This is a genomic window from Shinella curvata, from assembly GCF_022899935.1.
Classification (GTDB): domain Bacteria; phylum Pseudomonadota; class Alphaproteobacteria; order Rhizobiales; family Rhizobiaceae; genus Shinella; species Shinella curvata.
Genome location: NZ_JALJCJ010000004.1, coordinates 1 through 20055, shown reverse-complemented (window position 1 = coordinate 20055; position 20055 = coordinate 1). Strand labels below are relative to the sequence as shown.

Genomic DNA, 20055 nt, shown 5'->3' with positions numbered 1-20055 from the left:
TCCCATGAATTCCTCGACGTCAATCCTACAATACCTCTCGATTTCCCCTCCCGGATGGGGCGGTGTGTTGCTGACGGGTGCTGTCGCCACGCTGCTGATTTCCTTCGGGGCATATTTTGTCGGCATGATACTCGGCCTCTTCGGGGCAATCGGAAAGCTGGGCGGCATCCGACCCGTCGGCTTCGTGCTGAACGTCTATACCACGGTCGTTCGCGCGGTTCCCGAACTCGTGCTTATCGTAGCGCTCTATTACGCCGGAACGGACGGTCTCAACCGTGTGCTGTCTTGGGCGGGTGTTGGCCCTATCGAAGTCAACGGTCTTGTGGCGGCGATCGCGGTTCTTGGTTTCGTCCAGGGCGCATATATGACGGAAGTCCTGCGCGGCGCGATCCTTTCGATTCCAGTCGGCCAACTTGAGGCGGCGAAAGCCTTCGGTATGCGACCGACCCTGCGTTTCCGCCGGATTGTGCTCCCGTCGCTCATACCTAATGCCCTACCCGGCTTCGCCAATCTTTGGCTCTCTGTCATCAAGGACAGCGCGCTGATCGCGGTCGTCGGCTACCAGGAACTCGCGCTCGCGGCCCGTGTCGCAGCCAGCAATACCAAGCAATACATGCTTTTCTTCCTGGCCGCCGCCGCGCTCTACCTGGCCATAACGATCGTTTCCAACCTGCTCTTTTCTGCGCTCGAAGCACACTTCCGTCGCGGCCACAGACCCATTCATTAGGAGCCCGAGATGGATTTCAGTTGGATCATTCCATACCGTGACCTGCTCCTGCACGGGGCCGTACTCACCTGTGTATTGCTGGCGATCTCCGTGACGCTCGGGTTTGGCATCGCCATCCTGTTGGCCGTAGCGCAGGTCGGCAGAAGCCGGTTCCTGAGAATAGCTGCGAAGAGCTACTGCACGTTCTTCCGCGGAACTCCCCTGCTGATCCAGCTATGGCTCATATACTATGGCCTTGGATCGTACCTTCCCCACATACCGGGGCTACGCGGGTCGTTCCTTTGGCCGGTCATGCGCGAGGGGGTGTTCTTTGCGGCTGTCGCTCTGACGCTGAACTTCGCCGCCTATCAAGGAGAAATCCTTAGGGGCACGTTGCTGGCGGTCCCTAAGGGCGAACTAGAAGCCGCAAAGGCAGCGGGCATGAGGCCTGGCATGGTGTTGCGGCGTATCTGGCTACCCCGCGCAATCCGTATCGGCTTACCGACGTTCGCTGGCGAAGTCATTCTCCAACTCAAGGCGACCCCGATCGTGTTTTCGGTGACGGTCATGGACCTCTACGGAGCGGCATACAAAATCCGGCAGGACACACTCCTCGTCTACGAGCCGCTGATCCTCGTGGCGACGTTCTACGTGACCCTGACGTTCTTCATCACCCAGGTCTTCAAGCGTTTTGAAAACGCCCTGCCAACCAGCCGATGATCTGCTCGGCGACCATCATGAAACCCAAGGAACCAAAGATGCCAAATCCCGACAAGCACCAACTTTCGTCGCTGTCCTTCAATACCCTCGCCGTCCATGGGGGTAACGAGATCGATAAGACTTCCGGCGCGATCCGCACCCCTATCGTCATGGCGAACTCTTACGCCCTTCCTTACGACGCTTCCACGATGGACTGGTCTGACACAGAAGAGCCGTCGTACACCCGAAACTCAGGTCATAACCAGATTTGCCTCCAGCGGAAACTCGCGGCCATGGAGCATGGAGAAGACGCGGCGGTCTTCGCAACCGGCGTCGCCGCCCTGCATGCGGTCTTCTTCACTTTCCTCAAATCCGGCGACCATGTCGTTCTCGGCGACGTAACCTACGAAGCCGTGTGGCGTCTCTTCGCCGAGTTGTTGCCCGAACGTTACGGCATCGAAGCAACGTTCGTGGACATGGGCGACATGAATGCGGTACGCGCCGCCATTCGCCCGAACACCAAAATGATCCACACGGAAACGGTCGCCAATCCCACCACCAAGGTAGCGGACATCGCCGCCCTGTCCGAGATCGCAAAGGCCGCGGGGGCGCTGCTTTCGGTCGACTCCACCTTCACGCCGCCGCCGTTCTTCCGCCCTCTCGAACTGGGAGCCGACCTCGTTTCCCACTCTTTGACCAAATACATCAACGGCCACGGGGACGCGATGGGAGGTGTCGTCATCGGCTCGAAGCAGTTGATCAAGCACATCAAGGGTGACGCCTTGGTCGATCTCGGCGGAACGATCTCGCCGTTCAACGCCTGGCTGATCACCCGTGGGTCCGTCACTCTGCCGCTGCGCCTCAAGCAGCAGTTCTCAAGCGCGGAGACCATCGCCAACTATCTGGACACCGAGAAGCGTCTGGCCTTCGTCACTTATCCGGGCCTTGCCTCCCACGATCAGCATGAACTCGCCAAGAGGCAATTCGGCGGCAAGGGATATGGAGCGATGATCGCGTTTGCGGTCGATGGCGATCCCGAAACCCAGAACAGGTTCGTCTCGCACCTCAAGGTCATCACCTCCGCTGTCTCGCTTGGTCACGACGAGACGCTGATCGTCCATGTCGGTGGCGGCGCTCGCGGCGGTGCAGAGCGCTATCCCCTTAATTTCCAGAAGTATGGCCATCTCCGGCTTTCGATCGGACTCGAAGACCCGGAGGATATCATTTCGGATATCAGGAACGCCCTCGACCTCACGTTCTCCTGATACCCGTCCGCGGGCCGCTTCCGGGCGGCCCGCCCACGCCGTTCTCCAATTACAAAGCTGATACCGAAATGAACTGGATCATACTCTTCGTCGCCGGACTTCTCGAAGTCGTCTGGGCTTATTCCATGAAGCGCTCAGAGGGCTTCACGGTCGTCACTCCCTCTGTTGTCACGGTGGTGGCGATGGTCGCGAGTGGGGTCCTGCTATCTTTCGCCATGCGTTCACTGCCGCTAGGAACCGCCTACACCGTCTGGACGGGTATCGGCGCAGTCGGGTCTTTCGTGGTAGGTCTCTTCATCCTCGGAGAACCTGCGAGCGCCACGCGGATCGCCGCCGCCACGCTAATCGTTGCAGGGATTCTCATGATGAAACTCGCGAGCGCGTAAGCGCGGCATCAATGAAAGACATCAGGGGGACCCGCGTGGTTCGAGCCCGCAAGCAAAGGGGCTACACGATATGCTGAACTACCTGGCGCTGGAGGCTCTTGAAGCGGTCATTCGACTTGGGAGCTTCGAAAAGGCCGCTGAAGCTCTGAACGTAACAGCGTCAGCTGTTTCCCAGCGGGTCATAAAATTGGAAAAGCATGTTTCCAGCCTTCTCATCGTGCGTGGAACCCCATGTCGCCCGACCGACGAGGGAGCGCTGCTAATACAGCACCTTGAGAAGGTCAGATTCATGGAGCGCGAGCTTGTAAAGCATGCTCCAGAGCTCAGTCGCCTAATACATGCTGGCAAGTAGCTGGTTTCCAGCGCTGGATGAAGGCATCTGATCAAACCTGACCACAATCGGCACCGAAAGACATCCATCGCCCGACGTATGAACCGCCTGGCCTTCCGAATCGGCCAGGCGGTTTCGGTTCAATTGCGGATCAACGGCTGATGTGCGCAGCGGAACGAACCGCCCGCCATGCAGGGAACACGATAGGGGATGCGGATCACTTCGAACTTGCGCGACTTGAGGGCGTCGGCAATTGGGTTCAGAGCCTCTTCCGACGGGACGACGACCGTGTGGTCATCGAGAACAAGGTTGTTACAGGCCATGTGGGCTTTGGCCATGGCCTTCGGCACCGCATGCACGTCCCAGTCCTTCATGAAATCCGGCAGGCCTTCCGGTAGCGCCTCAAGGCTTGCGATAGCTACGCCCTCACGCGGTGTCATCAGTACGCAGTCGAGGTGGGGGAACATTGGATCGATCTTGACGGTCTGGACCTTGTAGTCGCTGCCCAGCATGTGCTGGAGCCAGCGGGCACCTTCCGGATTGCTGCAACCGCCGGAGTTGCCGACCAAGATATTGCGGCCGACAACGAAGATGTCGCCACCCTCAAGGTATCCCCAGCCCGTGCCGTCGACGTACTCATCTGCGCCGCCGTCAGGCTGTGCGAAGAAACGAGCGCCGCGGTCCATGGTCGCGCCGAGGAATTCGCGGATGGCGAAACGCTGGCGACGATGGAAGTAGCTGCGGGGGGCAAGCTCGATCACGTTGTTGCCGATCGTCACAAACGGGTCGCGCATCCACGCGGTCTGGACGCCGTGATCTTCGCCGCGCGGGAATTTGCGGTTCTGTTCGCTTATCTCACCGGCTACGTGGACACGAACGCCGAGCCCTTCGAGGAGCTTGATAGCACCACTGATCTGGCTGCTGAACTCGGCAAAGAGTTCGGGGTTCACTTCCTTGACGTCGCGGCCCTGGTTCTGCTCCCAGAACTTGCCGTGTTCACCCTGGGCGCGGAGCTTTGAGTCACTCAGAAACTTGGGCAGAACCCACGCGTCAGGTGAGCCGTATACGCATTCCTTGAGTGTCGCCCATTCCGATTCCACGAAGACCGGAGCATCGGCGGCCGCGCGTGGAGCCGCGTTTGTATCTGTCATTTGGTTGTCCTCTGTCATGGTAATTCGGACAACCTAATCAGCCGGCATCACCTGGTAAGGCTCAAACTATGCAATCACATTTGCGGAAACCAGCAACCGAATGAATTACGAGAACCGGTCGAGCAGCGCCTTAACCGCCCGGCGATCCGCGTTATCGCGGCGATAGACGAAGTGAAACTGGATTTGGACGGGCGTATCCGGGGTTTCGATTTCGACCAGCGTTTCGCCGCCGACCTGCTTTACGAAGTGTGACGGAAGAAGTGCACAGCCAACGCCCGCCAGGACTGACGCCACGACCGATTCCAGGGTGCTGCCACGTGCGGCAATCTGGAGAGGATATTTTCGCTCGAATTCGGAGAATTCGTCCGTTCTAAAGTCTCGCGAGATATACGGGATGGCGAAATCCCCGTTCGCTTGTCGCTCGCTGCCAAGGGTCTGGATCGCCTGATCATAATAGGGTGATAGCTTCGAGATGTAGAGGCGATGCTCCTCGATGAAGGCTGGCTGATATTCGAGTTGCTCGAAGTCTTCGCGCTGGCTGGTAATCGCAAAATCGACCTTATTGTCCCTGACCAGGACATCGATGACCGAAACAGTGTGAACGCTCACGCTGATCAACATGCCGGGAAAAAGCCGATGCATCTCCGCCAGCGCCGGGATCACGCCTGCGCTCGGGTTGGTCACCACGTTGTCGATTACACCGAGCGTGAAGGTTCCCGCCAGCGATTGTCGGGTGCTCTGCACCGTCAGCTCGAAGGAATGGATGTTCGCGAGGAGCTGTGTTGCGGCCCTGTGAACCTCTTCGCCGTGAGGTGTAAGAGCAAATCCCGAGCGTCCACGCCTGCACAACTGAAGGCCGAGGCGCTCCTCCAGTGCTGACAGGTCGCGGCTGATACTCGATATGCTGGCGTTCAGGCGATAAGCCGCCGAAGATACCCCCCCGTGCTCGACAACAGCCAAAAAAGTACGCAGATGCTTTATGTCGAAGCTCGACAGTGCAAATCTAATCATCAAAGCCACTCATTTGCGGAATCCTGCAAGTGAGCTAACCATCTTCACGGTTCTTCCGCAATTTTTTTCAGATACCGTCAACGTCGATCGGTCTGCATTCCGGGGCTGAAGAACGAAGAACCAATAAGAGGGAACCATGAAACGAATTCTGATCACACTTGCAATGTCTGCACTTATCTCGGGTGCTGCCCACGCTGAGGACACGCTGGCTAAGATCAAGGCCGCAGGCAAAATTACCGTGGCCACGGAGGCTGCCTTCAAGCCGTTCGAATACGTCGAGGACGGCAAGATCATTGGCTTCGGCTCGGAACTCCTTGCCGAATTCGCCAAAGACCTCGGGGTCGAAGTCGAACAGCTCGACCTTCCTTTCCAGGGCATTCTCTCCGGCCTCGCCGCCAAGCAGTACGACATGGTAGCGACATCCGTTACCCCGAACGCAGAGCGCGCGAAGGCATATGCATTCTCCCGCCCGTTTGCCGCGATCGACAACAATGTCGTCGTCCTGGCGGACAACGATAGTATCAAGCAATTGAGCGACCTGAACGGCTTGCTGATTGGAACGCAACTCGGGAGCTCGACCGATGCGGTCGCCCGCCAGATGAACGACGAACTCAAGGCCTCCGGTGGCCAGGGTTTCAGCGACCTGCGCCTCTTCCAGTCCTATCCCGACACCGCCTTCAACCTAAGTTCTGGGCAGGTTGATGCGATCGTTGTTCCGAACATTTCCGCAGCGGAGTTCATGAAGACCAACCCGGACACCTTCAAGGTGACGTTCTCGTATGGCAAACCAGCGTATCTTTCCTGGGTGACGCGGCCGGAAGACAAAACTCTTCTCGAAGCTCTCAACGGCACCATTACACGTCTGGTGAAGTCGGGCCAGATTGCGGAGATGCAGAAGAAATGGGTAGGCCTGGAATCCGATACCCCCGAAGACGGCTACCTGCCGGACAATGCGGTCCAATTGAAACAGTGACCGCCAGAGAGTTCCGATGAAGTACCTTCTTGGCGCAGTCGATACGGTCCCGCTTCTGCTTGACGGTTTGGTTACCACGCTCCTGATCTGCGGGCTTGCGTCGATCCTAGCGCTTGTAGGCGCGGTGTGCATTGTCGCAGCTCGCAGGTCGGGCATCGGTGTGGTGGTCTGGACCGCTAAGGTCTACGTCACGCTCATGCGCGGGCTGCCGATCGTCATCCTTGTGTTTCTCCTATACTTCGGTGTTCCCGCCCTATTCGATCTAGGCAGGGTTTCGGCGCTTTGGGTTGGAGTCCTCGCGTTGGCGATGAACGGTGCCGCGTTCCAGTCCGAGGTACTTCGCGGCGCGATCGCACGCCTTCCGAACGGGCAGACAGAGGGAGCCTATGCTCTCGGTCTCAACAAGTTCCAGCTGTGGCGTCTCGTCTTGACGCCACAGGTCCTTCCCATCGCGTTGCCTGCCCTGGCAGGTGAGATCGGATTCCTCATCAAGGCATCACCAGTGCTGTCCCTGATCACCGTCGTTGATCTTACCCGGCGCGCGCAGCAGGTCACCATGCAGACGTTCGATCCACTCGGCCCGCTTCTCGCCGCGTGCTTCCTCTACTTCCTCCTCATCGGGTCCATTTCCTGGGTCTCCAGATATCTCGAGACCAGACTGACAGTTGGAAGGACGCGATAATGACGGACTTCATCACGACCTACGGCGGTACGCTTTTACGCGGATTTCTCTGGACGATCATTCTCGTCACCGGTGGCTTCGCGATCGGTAGCGTATTCGGGGCATTGCTCGCGAGCATGCTGGTGTCAAAGAAAAAGCTCGTTGGCTGGCTTGCACGCTCTTACGTCGAGCTCATCCGCAACACCCCGTTCCTCATTCAGGCAATGCTCTTGTTCGCTTTGATGGGTGTTCTACGCCTGCGGTTAGAACCAGTCCTCGTGGGTCTCGTCGCCGTGGCGATCTACAGCGCCGCGTACATGGCGGAAATTATCAGGGGTGGTTTGAATTCCATCCCCAATGGGCAGCGCGAAGGTGCCCGCGCCCTTGCAATCGGCCCCCTTCTCCAGTTCCGCCTAATCATCCTGCCCCAGTTGCTGCCGTTCGTACTGCCCGCCAGTGTCAACCTGCTGGCGACACTGTGCAAGGAGTCGGCGTTCCTCGCGGGCGTCTCGGTCGCCGAGCTGACGTTCTCGGGGCAGGTCGTCATCACCCAGACATTTCTGATCTTCGAAGTCTGGGCGATTATAGGCGTACTCTACCTCGTCCTGGTCCTGTCGATCATGGCCCTGGCGCAATTCCTCGAGCGGCGAATGTCCTGGGTCAATCCGGCCCGGTGATCCACTCATAAGAGAGCACAAAATGACCAGATTCAATATTGACGGCGAGCGCATGCTCTCCGATCTCAGAAAGCTGCGCACTTTTGGCGAATGCGGAAAGGGCGTGAAGCGACGCGCGTTCACCGACGCGGACATCCAGGCGAGGCGTTGGCTGGCCTCACGGATGACGGAAGCCGGGCTGACGGTACATGTTGATCCGGTCGGGAACGTCTTCGGCATTCCGGAAGGTGCGACGAACTCGATCCTCGTCGGATCGCATTCCGACACGCAGCCCGAAGGCGGATGGCTAGATGGGGCGCTGGGCGTCATCGTCGGGCTCGAGATCGCCCGTGCCAGCCGCGAGGCCGGAGGGCCGCCAATCGCCTGTGTGTCTTTTCAGGACGAGGAAGGGCGTTTTTCCACCCTGACCGGAAGCCGTGCCTGGACGGGGGTGCTCAGCCTGGCGGACGTGGACCTGCTGGCGGACTCAGATGGGGTGAGATTTGAGGAGGAACGGAAAAAGGCCTCTCTTATCGGCACGGTGAGCGAGGTTCCGACGGACTGGTTCCGCTCTTTTCTCGAACTTCATATCGAGCAGGGTCCAATTCTCGACACTTCCGGAGAGCGGATCGGCGTTGTGCGCGACATCGTTGGCATACGTGGCGAACGGATGAGTTTCATCGGGGAGCAGAACCATGCGGGGACCACGCCGATGAACCTCCGGAGGGACGCATTCCAGGGCCTTGTCCGGTTCACCACGGACCTGAACTCCAAGCTCCGGGGGATCGCCGGGCCAGCAACAGTGTGGACGATCGGTCATGTAGCCGTTCATCCGAATGCGGCGTCGGTGATACCAGGCAGGGTCGATTTTTCTGTCCAGTGGCGCGACCCGAGCGACGAGCTACTCCAGCGGATGCGGGAGGTCGTTCACCAGACGGCGCTTGCTACGGCGGAGGCCATGAGGCTCGAATGGACGACATCGGACTACAGTGCGATCCCCGCTACCCATTGCGATCCAACGATCGTAGCGGCTCTCGAACGAGCCGCGGTGACGGCGGTGCCAAACGGATGGCGTCCTATCACGTCGGGGGCGCTACATGACGCCGCGAATGTCTCCAAGCTCATGCCCATGGGTATGCTGTTCGTCCCGTCAATTAACGGTATCAGCCACAACTTCGATGAGGACACTGCGGTTGATGACCTCGTCTTGGGAGCTGAGACTCTCGCGCGGGCAATAAACCTTCTCACCAACTGAACTGTTTCTTTCGGCCGCCGGCGTCAGCCCGTCTCCGAAGCAACGAGTATTCCAATGGAGGCCCTATGACTTCAAGCACTCCGGCAGGCAACAAGGACATTCGGGAGGTCGCGATCTCTCTCGACCAGGTGTCCAAGTGGTACGGCAGCTTTCAGGTGCTGCAGAACGTTAACCTGAACGTCCGGGTCGGCGAGCGGATTGTGATCGCGGGGCCTTCGGGCTCGGGTAAGTCGACCATGATCCGCTGCATCAACTGGCTCGAGCAACACCAAAGCGGCCGTATCGTCGTCGACGGTATCGAATTGACCAGCAACTACAGGAACGTCGATGCGGTGCGGAAGGAGGTCGGCATGGTCTTCCAGCATTTCAACCTGTTCCCACACCTCACCATTCTCGAGAACTGTACCCTCGCCCCGATCTGGGTGAAGAAGCAGTCGAAGAAGGATGCGGACGCGGTCGCCTTCGAATTCCTGGAAAAAGTCCGTATCGCGGATCAGGCCCATAAATTCCCCGGTCAGCTTTCGGGTGGCCAGCAACAACGTGTCGCGATCGCGAGGGCTTTGTGCATGCGACCCAAGGTCCTTCTGTTCGACGAACCCACGTCCGCCCTCGACCCGGAGATGGTGAGGGAGGTGTTGGATACGATGGTACGGCTAGCCGAAGACGGCATGACCATGCTCTGTGTCACCCACGAAATGGGTTTTGCGAGGCAAGTCGCCGATCGCGTTATCTTCATGGATCGCGGCGAAATCCTTGAGGAGAACGTGCCGGACGAATTCTTTTCCAAGCCCCGCCACGAGCGCGCGCGAGCCTTCCTAAGCCAGATCATCCATTGATCGGACGGGAGGAGTTGCGTCGGGTCAGGATGAAGGTCCTGGCCCTTTTCTTTTCCTCCAAGTGACGTGGATGGCTAACGCGGCTCGGTGCTTCGACCACCATGCAACGCGGAAGAGCTTTGAGCAGAATGCCCTGTCATTTCGTCGAAATGCACCGTTCCGACAGTGCATAGTGCCGCTCACTATACCGTCATCCAAACACCGGAGGACAACCATGACAGTCTATAACATCGCACTGATCGGATTTGGCGGCGTGAATCGCGCTCTGGCCGAACTTATCGCTTCGAAGAACGATCTCTGGGCACGAGACCTTGGTTTCCGGCTGAATATCGTCGCCGTCAGCGACCTCTATCTCGGGTCCGTGATTTCCCCGAACGGCCTTGACGCCAAGACCCTGGTTGAATCCAAGTTCGCCAAGGGCGGCTTCGGCCAGCTCTCCGGCGGCAGCGCCGAAGCCGACAACGAAACTGTAATTAAAACTGCTCCGGCCGACATCATCGTCGAGGCGACTTTCACAAACCCGAAGGATGGCGAACCTGCCGTGTCGCACTGCCGCTGGGCGCTCGAAAGCGGCAAGCACGTCGTGACGACCAATAAGGGTCCGGTCGCGATCGGAGCTCAGGTGTTGAAGGCCCTTGCAGAGAAGAACGGCCTTCACTTCGAGTACGAAGGCTCCGTCATGAGCGGCACGCCTGTTATCCGCATGGCCGAAAAGACGCTTGCCGGGGCAGAGCTCAAGGGCTTCGAGGGCATTCTGAACGGTACCTCCAACTTCGTGCTCGGCCGCATGGAGACGGGCATGGACTTCTCCGCCGCAGTCAAGGAAGCCCAGGAACTGGGCTATGCCGAAGCCGATCCGACCGCCGATGTCGAGGGTTATGACGTGCGCCTCAAGGTCGTGATCCTCGCCAATGAGCTTCTCGGTGCCAACCTTACCCCCGACGACGTTTCGCGCAAGGGCATTTCGGGCCTGACCGCCGCCGACATCGACGCCGCGACCAAGTCTAGCAGCCGCTGGAAGCTGATCGGCTCGGCCGTTCGTAATGCCGACGGCTCCGTGACTGGTAGCGTCGAGCCCAAGTGCCTCCCGCTCGAGCATCCGCTTGCGGCGGTCAGTGGTGCGACCAACGCCGTTTCCCTGAATACCGAACTTCTTGGCTCCGTCACGGTCACGGGCCCCGGCGCTGGCCGTATCGAAACCGCTTACGCCCTGCTTTCCGACATCGTGGCGATCCACAACGCCAGCGGTGCCGCCCAGAAGAAGGAAGCAGCATGATGCAGAACGCCGCCCGCACCAACCAGACCGTGGCAGATGCCATCATCGTAAGTGACCCGTTTAACGGGGCTCCAATCGGTACTGTCGCCGAAACCAGCGCGGACTCCGTACCGGAACTGCTCGATCGGGCGCGGACCGGAGCCCGTATCGCGCGGTCCCTGCCCCGCCACAAGCGCTCCGCAATCCTTGAGAAGACAGCGTCCCTGATCGCCGCGGATAAAGAAGACTTCGCCGTCCTCATCGTCCGTGAAGCCGGCAAGACGATCACCCAGGCACGTAAGGAAGTCACTCGCTGCATCAATACGCTCAAGCTCTCTGCCGACGAAGCCAAGCGGAATGCAGGCGAGGTCATCCCGTTCGATTCCTACGCAGGTTCGGAGGCCCGACAAGGTTGGTACACACGTGAACCCCTCGGGATCATCGCTGCCATCACTCCTTACAACGACCCGCTGAACCTCGTTGCCCACAAGCTCGGTCCAGCGATCGCCGGCGGCAATTCGATTCTCCTCAAGCCTTCAGAACTCACCCCTCTGTCAGCGGTGAAGCTCGTTGACACCTTGGTTGCCGCCGGGCTCCCTGACGAGATCATCACAGTGGCTATCGGTGGAGCGGAACTCGGAAGGGCGATTGTCTCGGCCAAGGAAGTCCGGATGATTTCCTTCACCGGTGGCTTCGCAACGGGCGAGGCCATCTCGAAGAGCGCGGGCATCAAGAAGCTTGCGATGGACCTCGGCGGCAACGCGCCTGTCATCGTGATGGAGAACAGCGATTTCGACGCCGCGGTCGAAGGTTGTGTGTCCGGTGCATACTGGGCCGCAGGCCAGAACTGCATCGGTACACAGCGCATTCTCGTCCAGCGCCCTATTTATGAGCGGTTCCGCGACGAATTCGTCGCCCAGACACTGAAGCTCAAGACCGGAAATCCCCTGGACGCAGACACCGACGTCGGTCCGATGATTACCGAGAAGGCTGTCGGCCGCGCATCGGCGATGGTCGAAAGAGCCATCGAGGCGGGCGCAACCCTCCTCTGCGGTCACCAGCCGTCCGGAAACCTGTATCCCCCGACGGTCCTCGAAAACGTTCCCGCCACCTGCGATGCATGGAACGAGGAGGTGTTCGCGCCGATCGTGATCCTCGAACCTTTCGACAGCATCGAGGATGCCATAACCCTCGCGAACAGCCCGGAATACAGCTTGCACGCAGGCATCTTCACCAACGACCTGGAAGATGCGCTCGACGCAGCCGACCGGATCGAAGCCGGCGGCGTCATGATCAATGACTCATCCGACTATCGGTTCGACGCGATGCCATTCGGTGGTTTCAAGTACGGCAGCATGGGACGCGAAGGGGTCCGCTTCGCCTACGAAGACATGACCCAACCCAAGGTCGTCTGCGTCAATAGGCTGAAGCGCTCGTAGCAGACCCTTACCATCAGCCATCAGCATCTACGGAGTAAAAAGGTGTTCAAAGGTTCCATTACCGCGCTCGTCACGCCGTTTGCAGATGGCAAGGTCGATGAGGCTGCCCTGCGCAGCCTCATCGAATGGCAGATTTCATCAGGTTCTTCCGGCCTCGTCCCCTGCGGCACCACCGGCGAGAGTCCAACCCTGAGCCATGCAGAGCACAAGCGAATTGTTGAAATCACGGTTGAGACGGCGAAAGGCCGCGTCCCCGTCATTGCAGGCGCAGGGTCGAACAGCACTGAGGAAGCGATCGATTTCGTACGCCACGCGCAGCAAGCTGGTGCCGACGGCCTCCTGATCGTGGCTCCGTATTACAATAAGCCAACACAGCTCGGCATCTATGAACACTTCAAGGCGATCGATGCTGAAGCAACACTTCCCATCATTGTCTACAATATCCCTGGGCGAAGCGTCATTGATATCCAGGTTGAAACTCTGGCTCGCATCTACAATGACTGCAAAAACATTATCGGCGTGAAGGATGCGACGGGCAACATTTTGCGGCCCTCCCTTGAGCGCATAGCCTGCGGTACTGAATTTAACCTCCTTTCTGGGGAGGATGGCACCGCGCTCGGCTATATGGCTCATGGAGGCCATGGGTGCATTTCCGTTTCCTCCAATGTCGCCCCTCGCCTCTGTGCAGACTTCCAGGACGCCTGCCTCGCGGGGAATTACGCGACGGCTTTGGAGCTGCAGGACAAGCTGATGCCACTCCATCGAGCACTGTTCCTCGAAACAAGCCCTGCAGGCGCGAAATATGCCCTTTCCCGCCTCGGCATCATTAAGGCCGATCTCCGCCTTCCGCTCGTACAGGTCAGCGAAAACGTGAAGATCGAAATCGACGACGCCATGCGTCACGCCGGAATTGCAGACTGAGAAAGCTCCAAAATGACCGTTGACCGCATCGAAACCGATTTGATTGGCCCACTTCCGATCCCTGCCAATGCGCTCTATGGCGTGCACACAAGGCGAGCGGAGTTGAATTTCGATGTCTCCGGTATGCGTCTGAGCGACTATCCGGAACTGATCCAGTCAATGGCCATGGTCAAGAAGGCCGCGGCTTTGACCAACCATGACCTTGGCCTGTTATCTACCGAGAAGTGCAATGCCATCTGCGACGCGTGTGACGATCTGATCGAGCTCAAAGAGATCGAAACCAATTTCCCCGTCGATATGATGCAGGGCGGCGCTGGCACGTCGACCAACATGAATGTCAACGAGGTGCTGACGAATATCGCTCTCCTGAAACTCGGAAGCCCTCTCGGAGATTACGCGACACTACATCCCAACGATGACGTCAACCTTTCCCAGTCAACCAACGACGTCTATCCGACGGCACTGCGCTTGACCATTCTACGCGCCTGTGACGCCCTGCTAAGCTCGCAGGTCGAACTTCGAGACGCGTTCCGCGCGAAAGCGAACCAGTTCGGGGATACCTTGAAGGTCGGCCGCACGCAGCTCCAGGATGCCGTCCCAATGACGGCAGGTCAGGAATTCGAAGCCTTCGCCGAATTGATCGAAGAAGACATCGATCAGGTGAATGCGGTGTGCAGGCTGCTGAAAGAAGTGAACCTCGGCGGGTCGGCCATTGGGACCTCGATCAATGTTCCCGCAGGTTTCTCGGCCGTCGCGTGTGGTCACCTCTCCAACATATCGGGCCTCCAGGTGATCCCCGCCCGGAATTTGATCGAGGCGACATCCGACACAGGAGGCTTCGTGTCCTTCTCCGGAGTCTTGAAACGCATCGCCGTGAAACTGACCAAAATCTGCAACGATCTTCGTCTGCTCAGCAGCGGACCTCGCGGCGGTTTCGGCGAGATTAAGCTCCCTCCGGTCCAGGCCGGGTCCTCGATCATGCCCGGCAAGGTGAACCCCGTCATCCCCGAGATGATGAACCAGATCGGTTTTCAGGTCATAGGCAATGACCTCACGGTGACTATGGCAGCCAGCGCGGGGCAGCTACAACTAAACGCGATGGAGCCAGTGATCGTTCTCAACATCCTGCAGTCGATGCGGATGCTTACCAGAGGTATGGAAATCTTCCGCGTCCGATGTGTCGACGGAATCGAGGTCGACGTAGATCGTTGCAAGGCTCTTTTGGACCAATCACTCGTATTGGCTACGCCCTTGGCAAAGCTGATTGGCTACAGCAAGGCGGCCGCCTTGTCGAAAAAAGCGCTGGCGGAAAACCGCGCCCTTCGAGAGGTCGTCGAAGAGGAGGGTGTTCTCGGGCAAGCCGAACTCGAGCAGGTTTTTGACGGGGCTGCCTCATTCGCGCGAGCATCGTTCAACCGGTCTGTTCTTTAGAGGCGCTACCATGGGAGTCTTCACCGAGCTTTCCGATGTTGATCGTCTGACAATCGCGTCGGCATATGGCATGAATGGTCTGACGTCGGTTATCGGCATCGCGGATGGCGATACCGAAACGACCTACCTGTTTCGCACAGCGGACGGCGAGTTCATCGTCACACTTTTCGAGAACGGTGCCGAGCCTCTCGATCTCGAGCAGGCGTTCGAGACGATGGACAGCCTGTATGCCCACGGCATTCCGTGCCCCAAACCCAAACGGACGATTGAAGGCAAGGCGACCTGTCGGGCGGCAGACCACCTCGTAGCGGTCGTCGACCATTTGCCCGGGTCACCGACAAAAAGCGCTAGTGCCGAGCAATGCAAAGGGGTCGGGAGAGTGATGGCGCAAATTCACTCCGCCCTCGCCCGTAAAACAAAGCGAAAGGTATCAAGCCTCCCGTCAGGTTCGATCCACGGGGCGTTGGTTCCAGAGAACATATTCTTCATCGGGAACGAGGTCCGCGGAGTGATCAACTTCAGGCTCCGGCACGAGGACTTCCTCATATCTGAAGTAGCCGAGGCTTTGGTGAACTGGGCACTCGCTTCGAACGGCAAGATTGACCCAGGCAAGGCATCGGCGATCCTCAGAGGATACCAGGCGGAAAGAACATTGACCGCCGCAGAGAAAGACGCTCTATCAGGTTTCGTTCTCGCCTCCACGGCTAGGCATTTCGCTGGCAACAATGACGGGGGTCGACTGGCCGAGCTCTCCATGGCAGCATACAGGTCAATATCGCCGGACCTCTTCCACTAGCCGTCAACCAGACCTCTATATGAAATCTCTTGATCGCATCGATGAGCAGCTACTGGCCGAACTGAAGGCCAACTCCCGTATTTCACACGCCGATCTGTCTTCGAAGATAAACCTGTCGAGAAACGCCGTAAGAGTACGCATCGAACGACTGGAACGTGAGGGCTATATAAAAGGGTACACGATCGTCACGGGTGACGGAAACGCCAGCCAGAACCTCACGACCGCCCTTATGTTTGTATACCGCAATGACCGCATGCGCGGTGGCGACGTGCTTCATGCACTGAAAAAGATACCCGAAGTGGTCGCTTGTGACGTTATGACGGGAGATTTCGATCTGCTCGTTCGGGTCGAGGCCGAAAAGGCCGACCGCATTCGCCAGATTTGGCAGCAGATCGCGGAGATGCCTGGAGTGAAGGATACCCTGACGGCCTTCGCGCTCTCCTCTGTCATTCGGAAATAGTGGAGTGCGCCGGCATCCGGTTTGGAAGCCGTATCTATTGGGCTCAGTTTCATAGGCGATTTGCAAGCCAGGTGCGACGCCGAGGTCGCGCGGGCTCGCAGAGTTCCTTCTTGTGCCCCACCTTTACAGTAATTGGCACCCTGCTCCCACTTACTCCCTCACCGTGGTCTGTGATCGGCTACGACAACGACACTCACCTCAATCGCGAATGGCCACAAGCAGAGCCGGCTTGGTGAGCTCATGCTTGATAATTGCCTCGTGGTAAACAATCCCTCAGTGTCTGCTGTCGGCCAAAGTGGACTTTAGCCGGTCTGAGGTTGGGGCAGCTTCGCGCCCTCATTTCAGTCATAGAACTCCTACCCAAACCTATTCAGAAGCGGACATTCTCTGTTCCGGCGTGGAAAATTAGGCGGCGCAATCCCGCCACGCCTACAAGCGAAGTATGAAAGCGATGGTACGATGCCCGCAGGGTTTCATCTGCCGATGGCTCTCGACTATCGCTCGCGTGGATGTCGAAAGGAGCGATATTAAGATCAGCCGCTTAGCCTGACTACTCGCGGTTACATATAGCGCGAGTAGTCCGAGCTTACCTTGTCGTCACCCGCGTATTTCAATACCTCGCCGACCTTCCTGGCTGCCCTGATCGGCACTGGCAGCTTTTGGTTCATCTGGGTCGAGTTCCAGTTGATTTTGGTCAAGGAGAGGACCTCCTTAGCAATCTGTTCGACTGTGTTGTCACTGGATTCATGGGGGCAGATGAGTAGCGGTCGAGGGTCGTAGGTGCCAGGGTAGGTACCGTAGTACGGAATGCTACCGTTCGTGTACAGCAGACCCTTTCCGTCGAGTTCGATGAATGTGCCGCGCATTACAGGATAGTTGCCGTCGCGGAGCACCTTCATAGCCGTCCGCTCCTGAATCCAGACCAGGTCCTTCATCTCGATCGCTAATTCTGCAAGCGCCTCGGTGATCCCTTCCGCCTCTTCCTCACGGAAGCGGGACGTCTTATAGACAGCGACACGGGCGGGGTAGTTCCGGTGGTGGGCCTTATAGGCACCAAGCACTTCCAGGATCAGATCACGGGCATCATCTCTGGTCATGTAGGGATGCCGCCCCCTACTCTCCGTTTCTGCGCGCTTACCCTTCAGGATAAAGCCGCGGCCACGCTCGTCGAACATCTGCGCCGCGCTCGTGAACAGGTCCTTGCCGCCAGCCTCTCGATAGAAGCTCACGCCGATGTAGCAGGCGGTGAACTCACCTACATGAGGCATCCGCCGCCACGGTATGCGTCCAGTTCCCTTGTAGTATAGCGATGTCATCAGGTTCCAGATGACATCGGCGTCATCTTGAGTGTTCCGTTCGCTGTCTTCCTTGATCTTTTTCGGGATTGAGGCCTTCCCGTCAAAGACGTCCTCCCACACGATCTGGGTCGGAAAGCTCAGATGCATCGACTTTGCCTTGAGGAGCCCGCGAAAATTCAGGACGTCCGCCCACTCGATGGCGTCTGTTTCACTGTCATCGCCTGCGTCGGACCGGGCGTTCCAAACCCTTTCGATCAAGGAAACAGGGAGGGCTATGACGGCGACGTCTGGGCGATTTCCACTCTCGTCGATTGCTTGGAGTTCTTTGAATATCTCGTCGACGGCCATTTCGATTGCCTTATCGGTGTATGGCTCCTTCTTGATCTTGTCGATTTTCGACTGAGGGATCGCAGCGGTGGCGCGCTCATCCACTTCAAACTTGCATCTATAAGGATTTTGATTACCCAGGCCGGGGAAATCAGGGTGCATATTCGGATGCTTCTCACCGTTTCCGGCGACGCCGCCGGCGACAGTGCCCATGAAGCGCTTGGCGTCTTCGACTGTCTTGGCGCTGCCGACCACGGCAATCTTGATGGTGTCCCCGACCGGTGTCTGCAACGGTCCGCCAACAACGAGACCACGCCTCGGATCGGTGTTGTGATGGCTGTCGCCGAACTCGAGGTGGGGCTCTTGAAATATCGAGGTTTTAAATTTCGAAGACACCTTGCGGCCCCTCCTCTCCGGCCGATTTAGCTTTCGTACGCCACACATCTTCGGGGACACGCGTCGGGAGCTGAACCATTGGGGGCTCTCCGAAGGTCAACCACGGTTCGCCTGATGGAGCGGCGAAAAGGTCGGTAGCTTTCGGTTCGATACTTTGCAGGAATCGGTGCCACATGATGACCTGGCCGCGGATGGCGCTGCTGTTGTCCATGCGCTTCTTTCCAGACAGCAATGCATCGGGCGCGGTATGGGGGTTCATGCCGTCATAGGTAAAGAAATACGTTGGCTCGATCACGAGATACCACTCGTCGAAAAGGCTCTCGAACCGAGGAATGAAAGCGTGGTGACGGACAAACGACACCCGCTCCGGCTTGTCTCTATCCGTGACGACGTTGACAACCTCCGCCTCGGTATTCTTCTTCGAGGCCCGATACTTGAATATGCGACCTGTGTTTTTGGCTCGTGCCGTAAAATAGTGAAGCCCCTTCTCCTTGCTCCAAGAGAGGTTGCCGCGCACCTGATGACTGAGGGTCTGACGCAATAGGAACGCGAAGTTGTTCCGTTCGTTTTCGTCTTCGTGAAAAGCCAGATGCTCGACCTCAATGGCTTCGACCTGGTCAAGGTCTACAAATTTCCGGCAGACGCTCATCCGTGGATCGTGGAACGACCAGAACCCGCCTCCCTTGGTAGCCCAGTCGAACCGTGCCGGTTCGTCGTCGCCGAGGATGATGGCGCTCGCCTGCTTTCGGTCATACTTGGTAGTGGCAACGTAAATCTCTCGGGGCAGCTTGACCGGAAGGATATTGACCAATGCCTCTTCGCCGCCGCCCAGCGGGGGTATGTAATAGCCGAAACCTGTCTTCGGAACCGTCAACGACGCCAGTCGATCCACCGCGGAGGGTCCGAGCCTGTCCTCAGCCTTGCTGAATTTCAAACGCCTGTCCTGGAAGGCATCGCCTGTCGGTACTTCCTTCCAGTAGAGGCTGCCGTCGGAAATTCGATGCAGGACGATGATGACCGGAAGATTGCTGGGACGCCAGTACTCGAGGTCTTCGGCCCGCAGAAGATAAGTAAAGCCTTGGTCGTCCTCGCCGGAGTATGTTCCAGACTCGGTCGTCTTTACCTGGACAGCGATCATTCCAGCAGTCGGCCTGCCTTCGAGCATTACTTCGGCGATGCCGTCGATGCCTGCTTCCAAGCGGGAGCGGCCATCGAACTGGAAGCCCATTTTGAGGAAGCACAACCTTGTGGCTGTCTCCCCGATCTCACCGTTGATCTGATTCTGCGTAATAGTCTTCGCCATTGCCAATGAGTACGATGCAGGTTCCAACCTGCCAACGGTTATCGGATTCCAATGCAATCATACCGACAACATTCAGCTTTTCCTCCACAAGTTATATAGGCCTACTGACGCGGGCTTTAAGTTGCACCCGCCCCGCGCTGGCGTAATGTCAGAATAGTTGCAGCCTTTAGTGGTTCTTAACTGCTTATCAGCACGCGCACGCCGAGAATGCTTCATCCGAGATGTTTTTCAGAATTCTTCAAGGTCCTGTTCCCGACAACGTAACTGATTGCGCCTGCCTCATCGTGGACGGTTGGGACGATTGGTTGTCGTTTAGGATGATGTTCAGTCGGCACACGTCTGATCTTCATGGAAGGCGGTAAGATTTCGGTCGATGGCGATCCGAGGGTGCTGTTGGAAAATACCGAAAATCCGAGGCTCAGTGACCTGCCACTGAATTTTCATCCGGCTGCGATTAGAGCCTCGGTGGTTTTTGATACGCCAAATGGCGGGGTGGGAG

The 20055-nt window shown here is 58.0% G+C and carries 20 protein-coding genes; 16 read left to right on the top strand and 4 right to left on the bottom strand.

Translation table 11 applies throughout. The annotated features are described in order from the left end of the window. Positions 1-4: 4 nt before the first annotated feature. From MUU55_RS15140 to MUU55_RS15120, 5 genes are all read left to right on the top strand, one after another. On the top strand, positions 5-727 hold the full coding sequence (locus tag MUU55_RS15140) for an ABC transporter permease (protein ID WP_244761594.1): 723 nt from the start codon (positions 5-7) through the stop codon (positions 725-727). Positions 728-736: 9 nt separating this feature from the next. Further along, on the top strand, positions 737-1426 hold the full coding sequence (locus MUU55_RS15135; RefSeq protein WP_244761593.1) for an ABC transporter permease: 690 nt from the start codon (positions 737-739) through the stop codon (positions 1424-1426). Next, positions 1423-2670: a trans-sulfuration enzyme family protein gene (locus MUU55_RS15130; protein ID WP_342346057.1), complete on the top strand. Its 1248-nt coding sequence runs from the start codon at positions 1423-1425 to the stop codon at positions 2668-2670. Before MUU55_RS15135 ends, MUU55_RS15130 begins: the two co-directional genes overlap by 4 nt. Positions 2671-2738: 68 nt before the next feature. After that, positions 2739-3056 carry a quaternary ammonium compound efflux SMR transporter SugE gene (gene sugE, locus MUU55_RS15125; protein WP_244761591.1) on the top strand — a complete coding sequence of 106 codons (318 nt, stop codon included), beginning with the start codon at positions 2739-2741 and terminating at the stop codon, positions 3054-3056. Between the two features lie 70 nt (positions 3057-3126). Then, positions 3127-3408 carry a LysR family transcriptional regulator gene (locus MUU55_RS15120; protein ID WP_244761590.1) on the top strand — a complete coding sequence of 94 codons (282 nt, stop codon included), beginning with the start codon at positions 3127-3129 and terminating at the stop codon, positions 3406-3408. A 119-nt stretch (positions 3409-3527) separates the two neighbouring features. Here MUU55_RS15120 and MUU55_RS15115 read toward each other — a convergent pair whose 3' ends face one another. Together MUU55_RS15115 and MUU55_RS15110 are read right to left on the bottom strand one after the other, a co-directional pair. Continuing rightward, on the bottom strand, positions 3528-4538 hold the full coding sequence (locus tag MUU55_RS15115) for a hypothetical protein (protein ID WP_244761589.1): 1011 nt from the start codon (positions 4536-4538) through the stop codon (positions 3528-3530). Between the two features lie 105 nt (positions 4539-4643). After that, positions 4644-5549: a LysR family transcriptional regulator gene (locus MUU55_RS15110; RefSeq protein ID WP_244762147.1), complete on the bottom strand. Its 906-nt coding sequence runs from the start codon at positions 5547-5549 to the stop codon at positions 4644-4646. 136 nt (positions 5550-5685) lie between these two features. Here MUU55_RS15110 and MUU55_RS15105 point away from each other — a divergent pair, with 136 nt between their 5' ends. From MUU55_RS15105 to MUU55_RS15055, 11 genes are all read left to right on the top strand, one after another. Continuing rightward, entirely contained in the window at positions 5686-6522 is an 837-nt protein-coding gene (locus MUU55_RS15105) for a transporter substrate-binding domain-containing protein (protein ID WP_244761588.1), read from the top strand. Between the two features lie 16 nt (positions 6523-6538). Next, complete coding sequence (locus tag MUU55_RS15100; protein WP_244761587.1) at positions 6539-7204, top strand: amino acid ABC transporter permease; 666 nt, start codon at positions 6539-6541, stop codon at positions 7202-7204. Further along, on the top strand, positions 7204-7860 hold the full coding sequence (locus tag MUU55_RS15095) for an amino acid ABC transporter permease (protein ID WP_244761586.1): 657 nt from the start codon (positions 7204-7206) through the stop codon (positions 7858-7860). The genes MUU55_RS15100 and MUU55_RS15095 overlap by 1 nt, the downstream gene beginning before the upstream one ends. 22 nt (positions 7861-7882) lie before the next feature. Then, complete coding sequence (locus tag MUU55_RS15090; protein WP_244761585.1) at positions 7883-9094, top strand: hydantoinase/carbamoylase family amidase; 1212 nt, start codon at positions 7883-7885, stop codon at positions 9092-9094. A gap of 65 nt (positions 9095-9159) precedes the next feature. Then, positions 9160-9930 (top strand): amino acid ABC transporter ATP-binding protein, encoded by a 771-nt coding sequence (locus MUU55_RS15085; RefSeq protein ID WP_244761584.1) that lies wholly within the window; start codon positions 9160-9162, stop codon positions 9928-9930. Between the two features lie 214 nt (positions 9931-10144). Continuing rightward, the gene (locus tag MUU55_RS15080; RefSeq protein WP_244761583.1) at positions 10145-11206 is read left to right on the top strand and encodes a homoserine dehydrogenase; all 1062 of its coding nucleotides are present in this window, start codon (positions 10145-10147) and stop codon (positions 11204-11206) included. After that, on the top strand, positions 11203-12624 hold the full coding sequence (locus MUU55_RS15075; RefSeq protein WP_244761582.1) for an aldehyde dehydrogenase family protein: 1422 nt from the start codon (positions 11203-11205) through the stop codon (positions 12622-12624). The genes MUU55_RS15080 and MUU55_RS15075 overlap by 4 nt, the downstream gene beginning before the upstream one ends. 42 nt (positions 12625-12666) lie before the next feature. After that, the gene (dapA, locus tag MUU55_RS15070; protein WP_244761581.1) at positions 12667-13545 is read left to right on the top strand and encodes a 4-hydroxy-tetrahydrodipicolinate synthase; all 879 of its coding nucleotides are present in this window, start codon (positions 12667-12669) and stop codon (positions 13543-13545) included. 12 nt (positions 13546-13557) lie between these two features. Further along, positions 13558-14976, top strand: a complete 1419-nt coding sequence (locus MUU55_RS15065) for an aspartate ammonia-lyase (protein ID WP_244761580.1) — start codon at positions 13558-13560, stop codon at positions 14974-14976. A gap of 10 nt (positions 14977-14986) precedes the next feature. Next, positions 14987-15772, top strand: coding sequence for a phosphotransferase (locus tag MUU55_RS15060; protein ID WP_244761579.1), 786 nt, complete (start codon positions 14987-14989; stop codon positions 15770-15772). Positions 15773-15791: 19 nt separating this feature from the next. Further along, positions 15792-16232 (top strand): Lrp/AsnC family transcriptional regulator, encoded by a 441-nt coding sequence (locus MUU55_RS15055; protein ID WP_244761578.1) that lies wholly within the window; start codon positions 15792-15794, stop codon positions 16230-16232. 560 nt (positions 16233-16792) lie between these two features. Here MUU55_RS15055 and MUU55_RS15050 read toward each other — a convergent pair. Together MUU55_RS15050 and MUU55_RS15045 are read right to left on the bottom strand one after the other, a co-directional pair. Further along, positions 16793-18253: an argonaute/piwi family protein gene (locus MUU55_RS15050; RefSeq protein ID WP_342346056.1), complete on the bottom strand. Its 1461-nt coding sequence runs from the start codon at positions 18251-18253 to the stop codon at positions 16793-16795. Next, the gene (locus tag MUU55_RS15045) at positions 18237-19556 is read right to left on the bottom strand and encodes a DUF4365 domain-containing protein (protein WP_244761577.1); all 1320 of its coding nucleotides are present in this window, start codon (positions 19554-19556) and stop codon (positions 18237-18239) included. Before MUU55_RS15045 ends, MUU55_RS15050 begins: the two co-directional genes overlap by 17 nt. Positions 19557-20055: the final 499 nt, after the last annotated feature.

Coding starts and splice junctions, on each gene's coding strand:
- MUU55_RS15075 (WP_244761582.1), top strand. CDS start 11,203: ATGATGCAGAACGCCGCCCGCACCAACCAGACCGTGGCAGATGCCATC.
- MUU55_RS15115 (WP_244761589.1), bottom strand. CDS start 4,538: ATGACAGATACAAACGCGGCTCCACGCGCGGCCGCCGATGCTCCGGTC.
- MUU55_RS15095 (WP_244761586.1), top strand. CDS start 7,204: ATGACGGACTTCATCACGACCTACGGCGGTACGCTTTTACGCGGATTT.
- MUU55_RS15110 (WP_244762147.1), bottom strand. CDS start 5,549: ATGATTAGATTTGCACTGTCGAGCTTCGACATAAAGCATCTGCGTACT.
- MUU55_RS15045 (WP_244761577.1), bottom strand. CDS start 19,556: ATGGCGAAGACTATTACGCAGAATCAGATCAACGGTGAGATCGGGGAG.
- MUU55_RS15080 (WP_244761583.1), top strand. CDS start 10,145: ATGACAGTCTATAACATCGCACTGATCGGATTTGGCGGCGTGAATCGC.
- MUU55_RS15055 (WP_244761578.1), top strand. CDS start 15,792: ATGAAATCTCTTGATCGCATCGATGAGCAGCTACTGGCCGAACTGAAG.
- MUU55_RS15085 (WP_244761584.1), top strand. CDS start 9,160: ATGACTTCAAGCACTCCGGCAGGCAACAAGGACATTCGGGAGGTCGCG.
- MUU55_RS15130 (WP_342346057.1), top strand. CDS start 1,423: ATGATCTGCTCGGCGACCATCATGAAACCCAAGGAACCAAAGATGCCA.
- MUU55_RS15140 (WP_244761594.1), top strand. CDS start 5: ATGAATTCCTCGACGTCAATCCTACAATACCTCTCGATTTCCCCTCCC.
- MUU55_RS15065 (WP_244761580.1), top strand. CDS start 13,558: ATGACCGTTGACCGCATCGAAACCGATTTGATTGGCCCACTTCCGATC.
- MUU55_RS15090 (WP_244761585.1), top strand. CDS start 7,883: ATGACCAGATTCAATATTGACGGCGAGCGCATGCTCTCCGATCTCAGA.
- MUU55_RS15120 (WP_244761590.1), top strand. CDS start 3,127: ATGCTGAACTACCTGGCGCTGGAGGCTCTTGAAGCGGTCATTCGACTT.
- MUU55_RS15105 (WP_244761588.1), top strand. CDS start 5,686: ATGAAACGAATTCTGATCACACTTGCAATGTCTGCACTTATCTCGGGT.
- MUU55_RS15135 (WP_244761593.1), top strand. CDS start 737: ATGGATTTCAGTTGGATCATTCCATACCGTGACCTGCTCCTGCACGGG.
- MUU55_RS15060 (WP_244761579.1), top strand. CDS start 14,987: ATGGGAGTCTTCACCGAGCTTTCCGATGTTGATCGTCTGACAATCGCG.
- MUU55_RS15100 (WP_244761587.1), top strand. CDS start 6,539: ATGAAGTACCTTCTTGGCGCAGTCGATACGGTCCCGCTTCTGCTTGAC.
- sugE (WP_244761591.1), top strand. CDS start 2,739: ATGAACTGGATCATACTCTTCGTCGCCGGACTTCTCGAAGTCGTCTGG.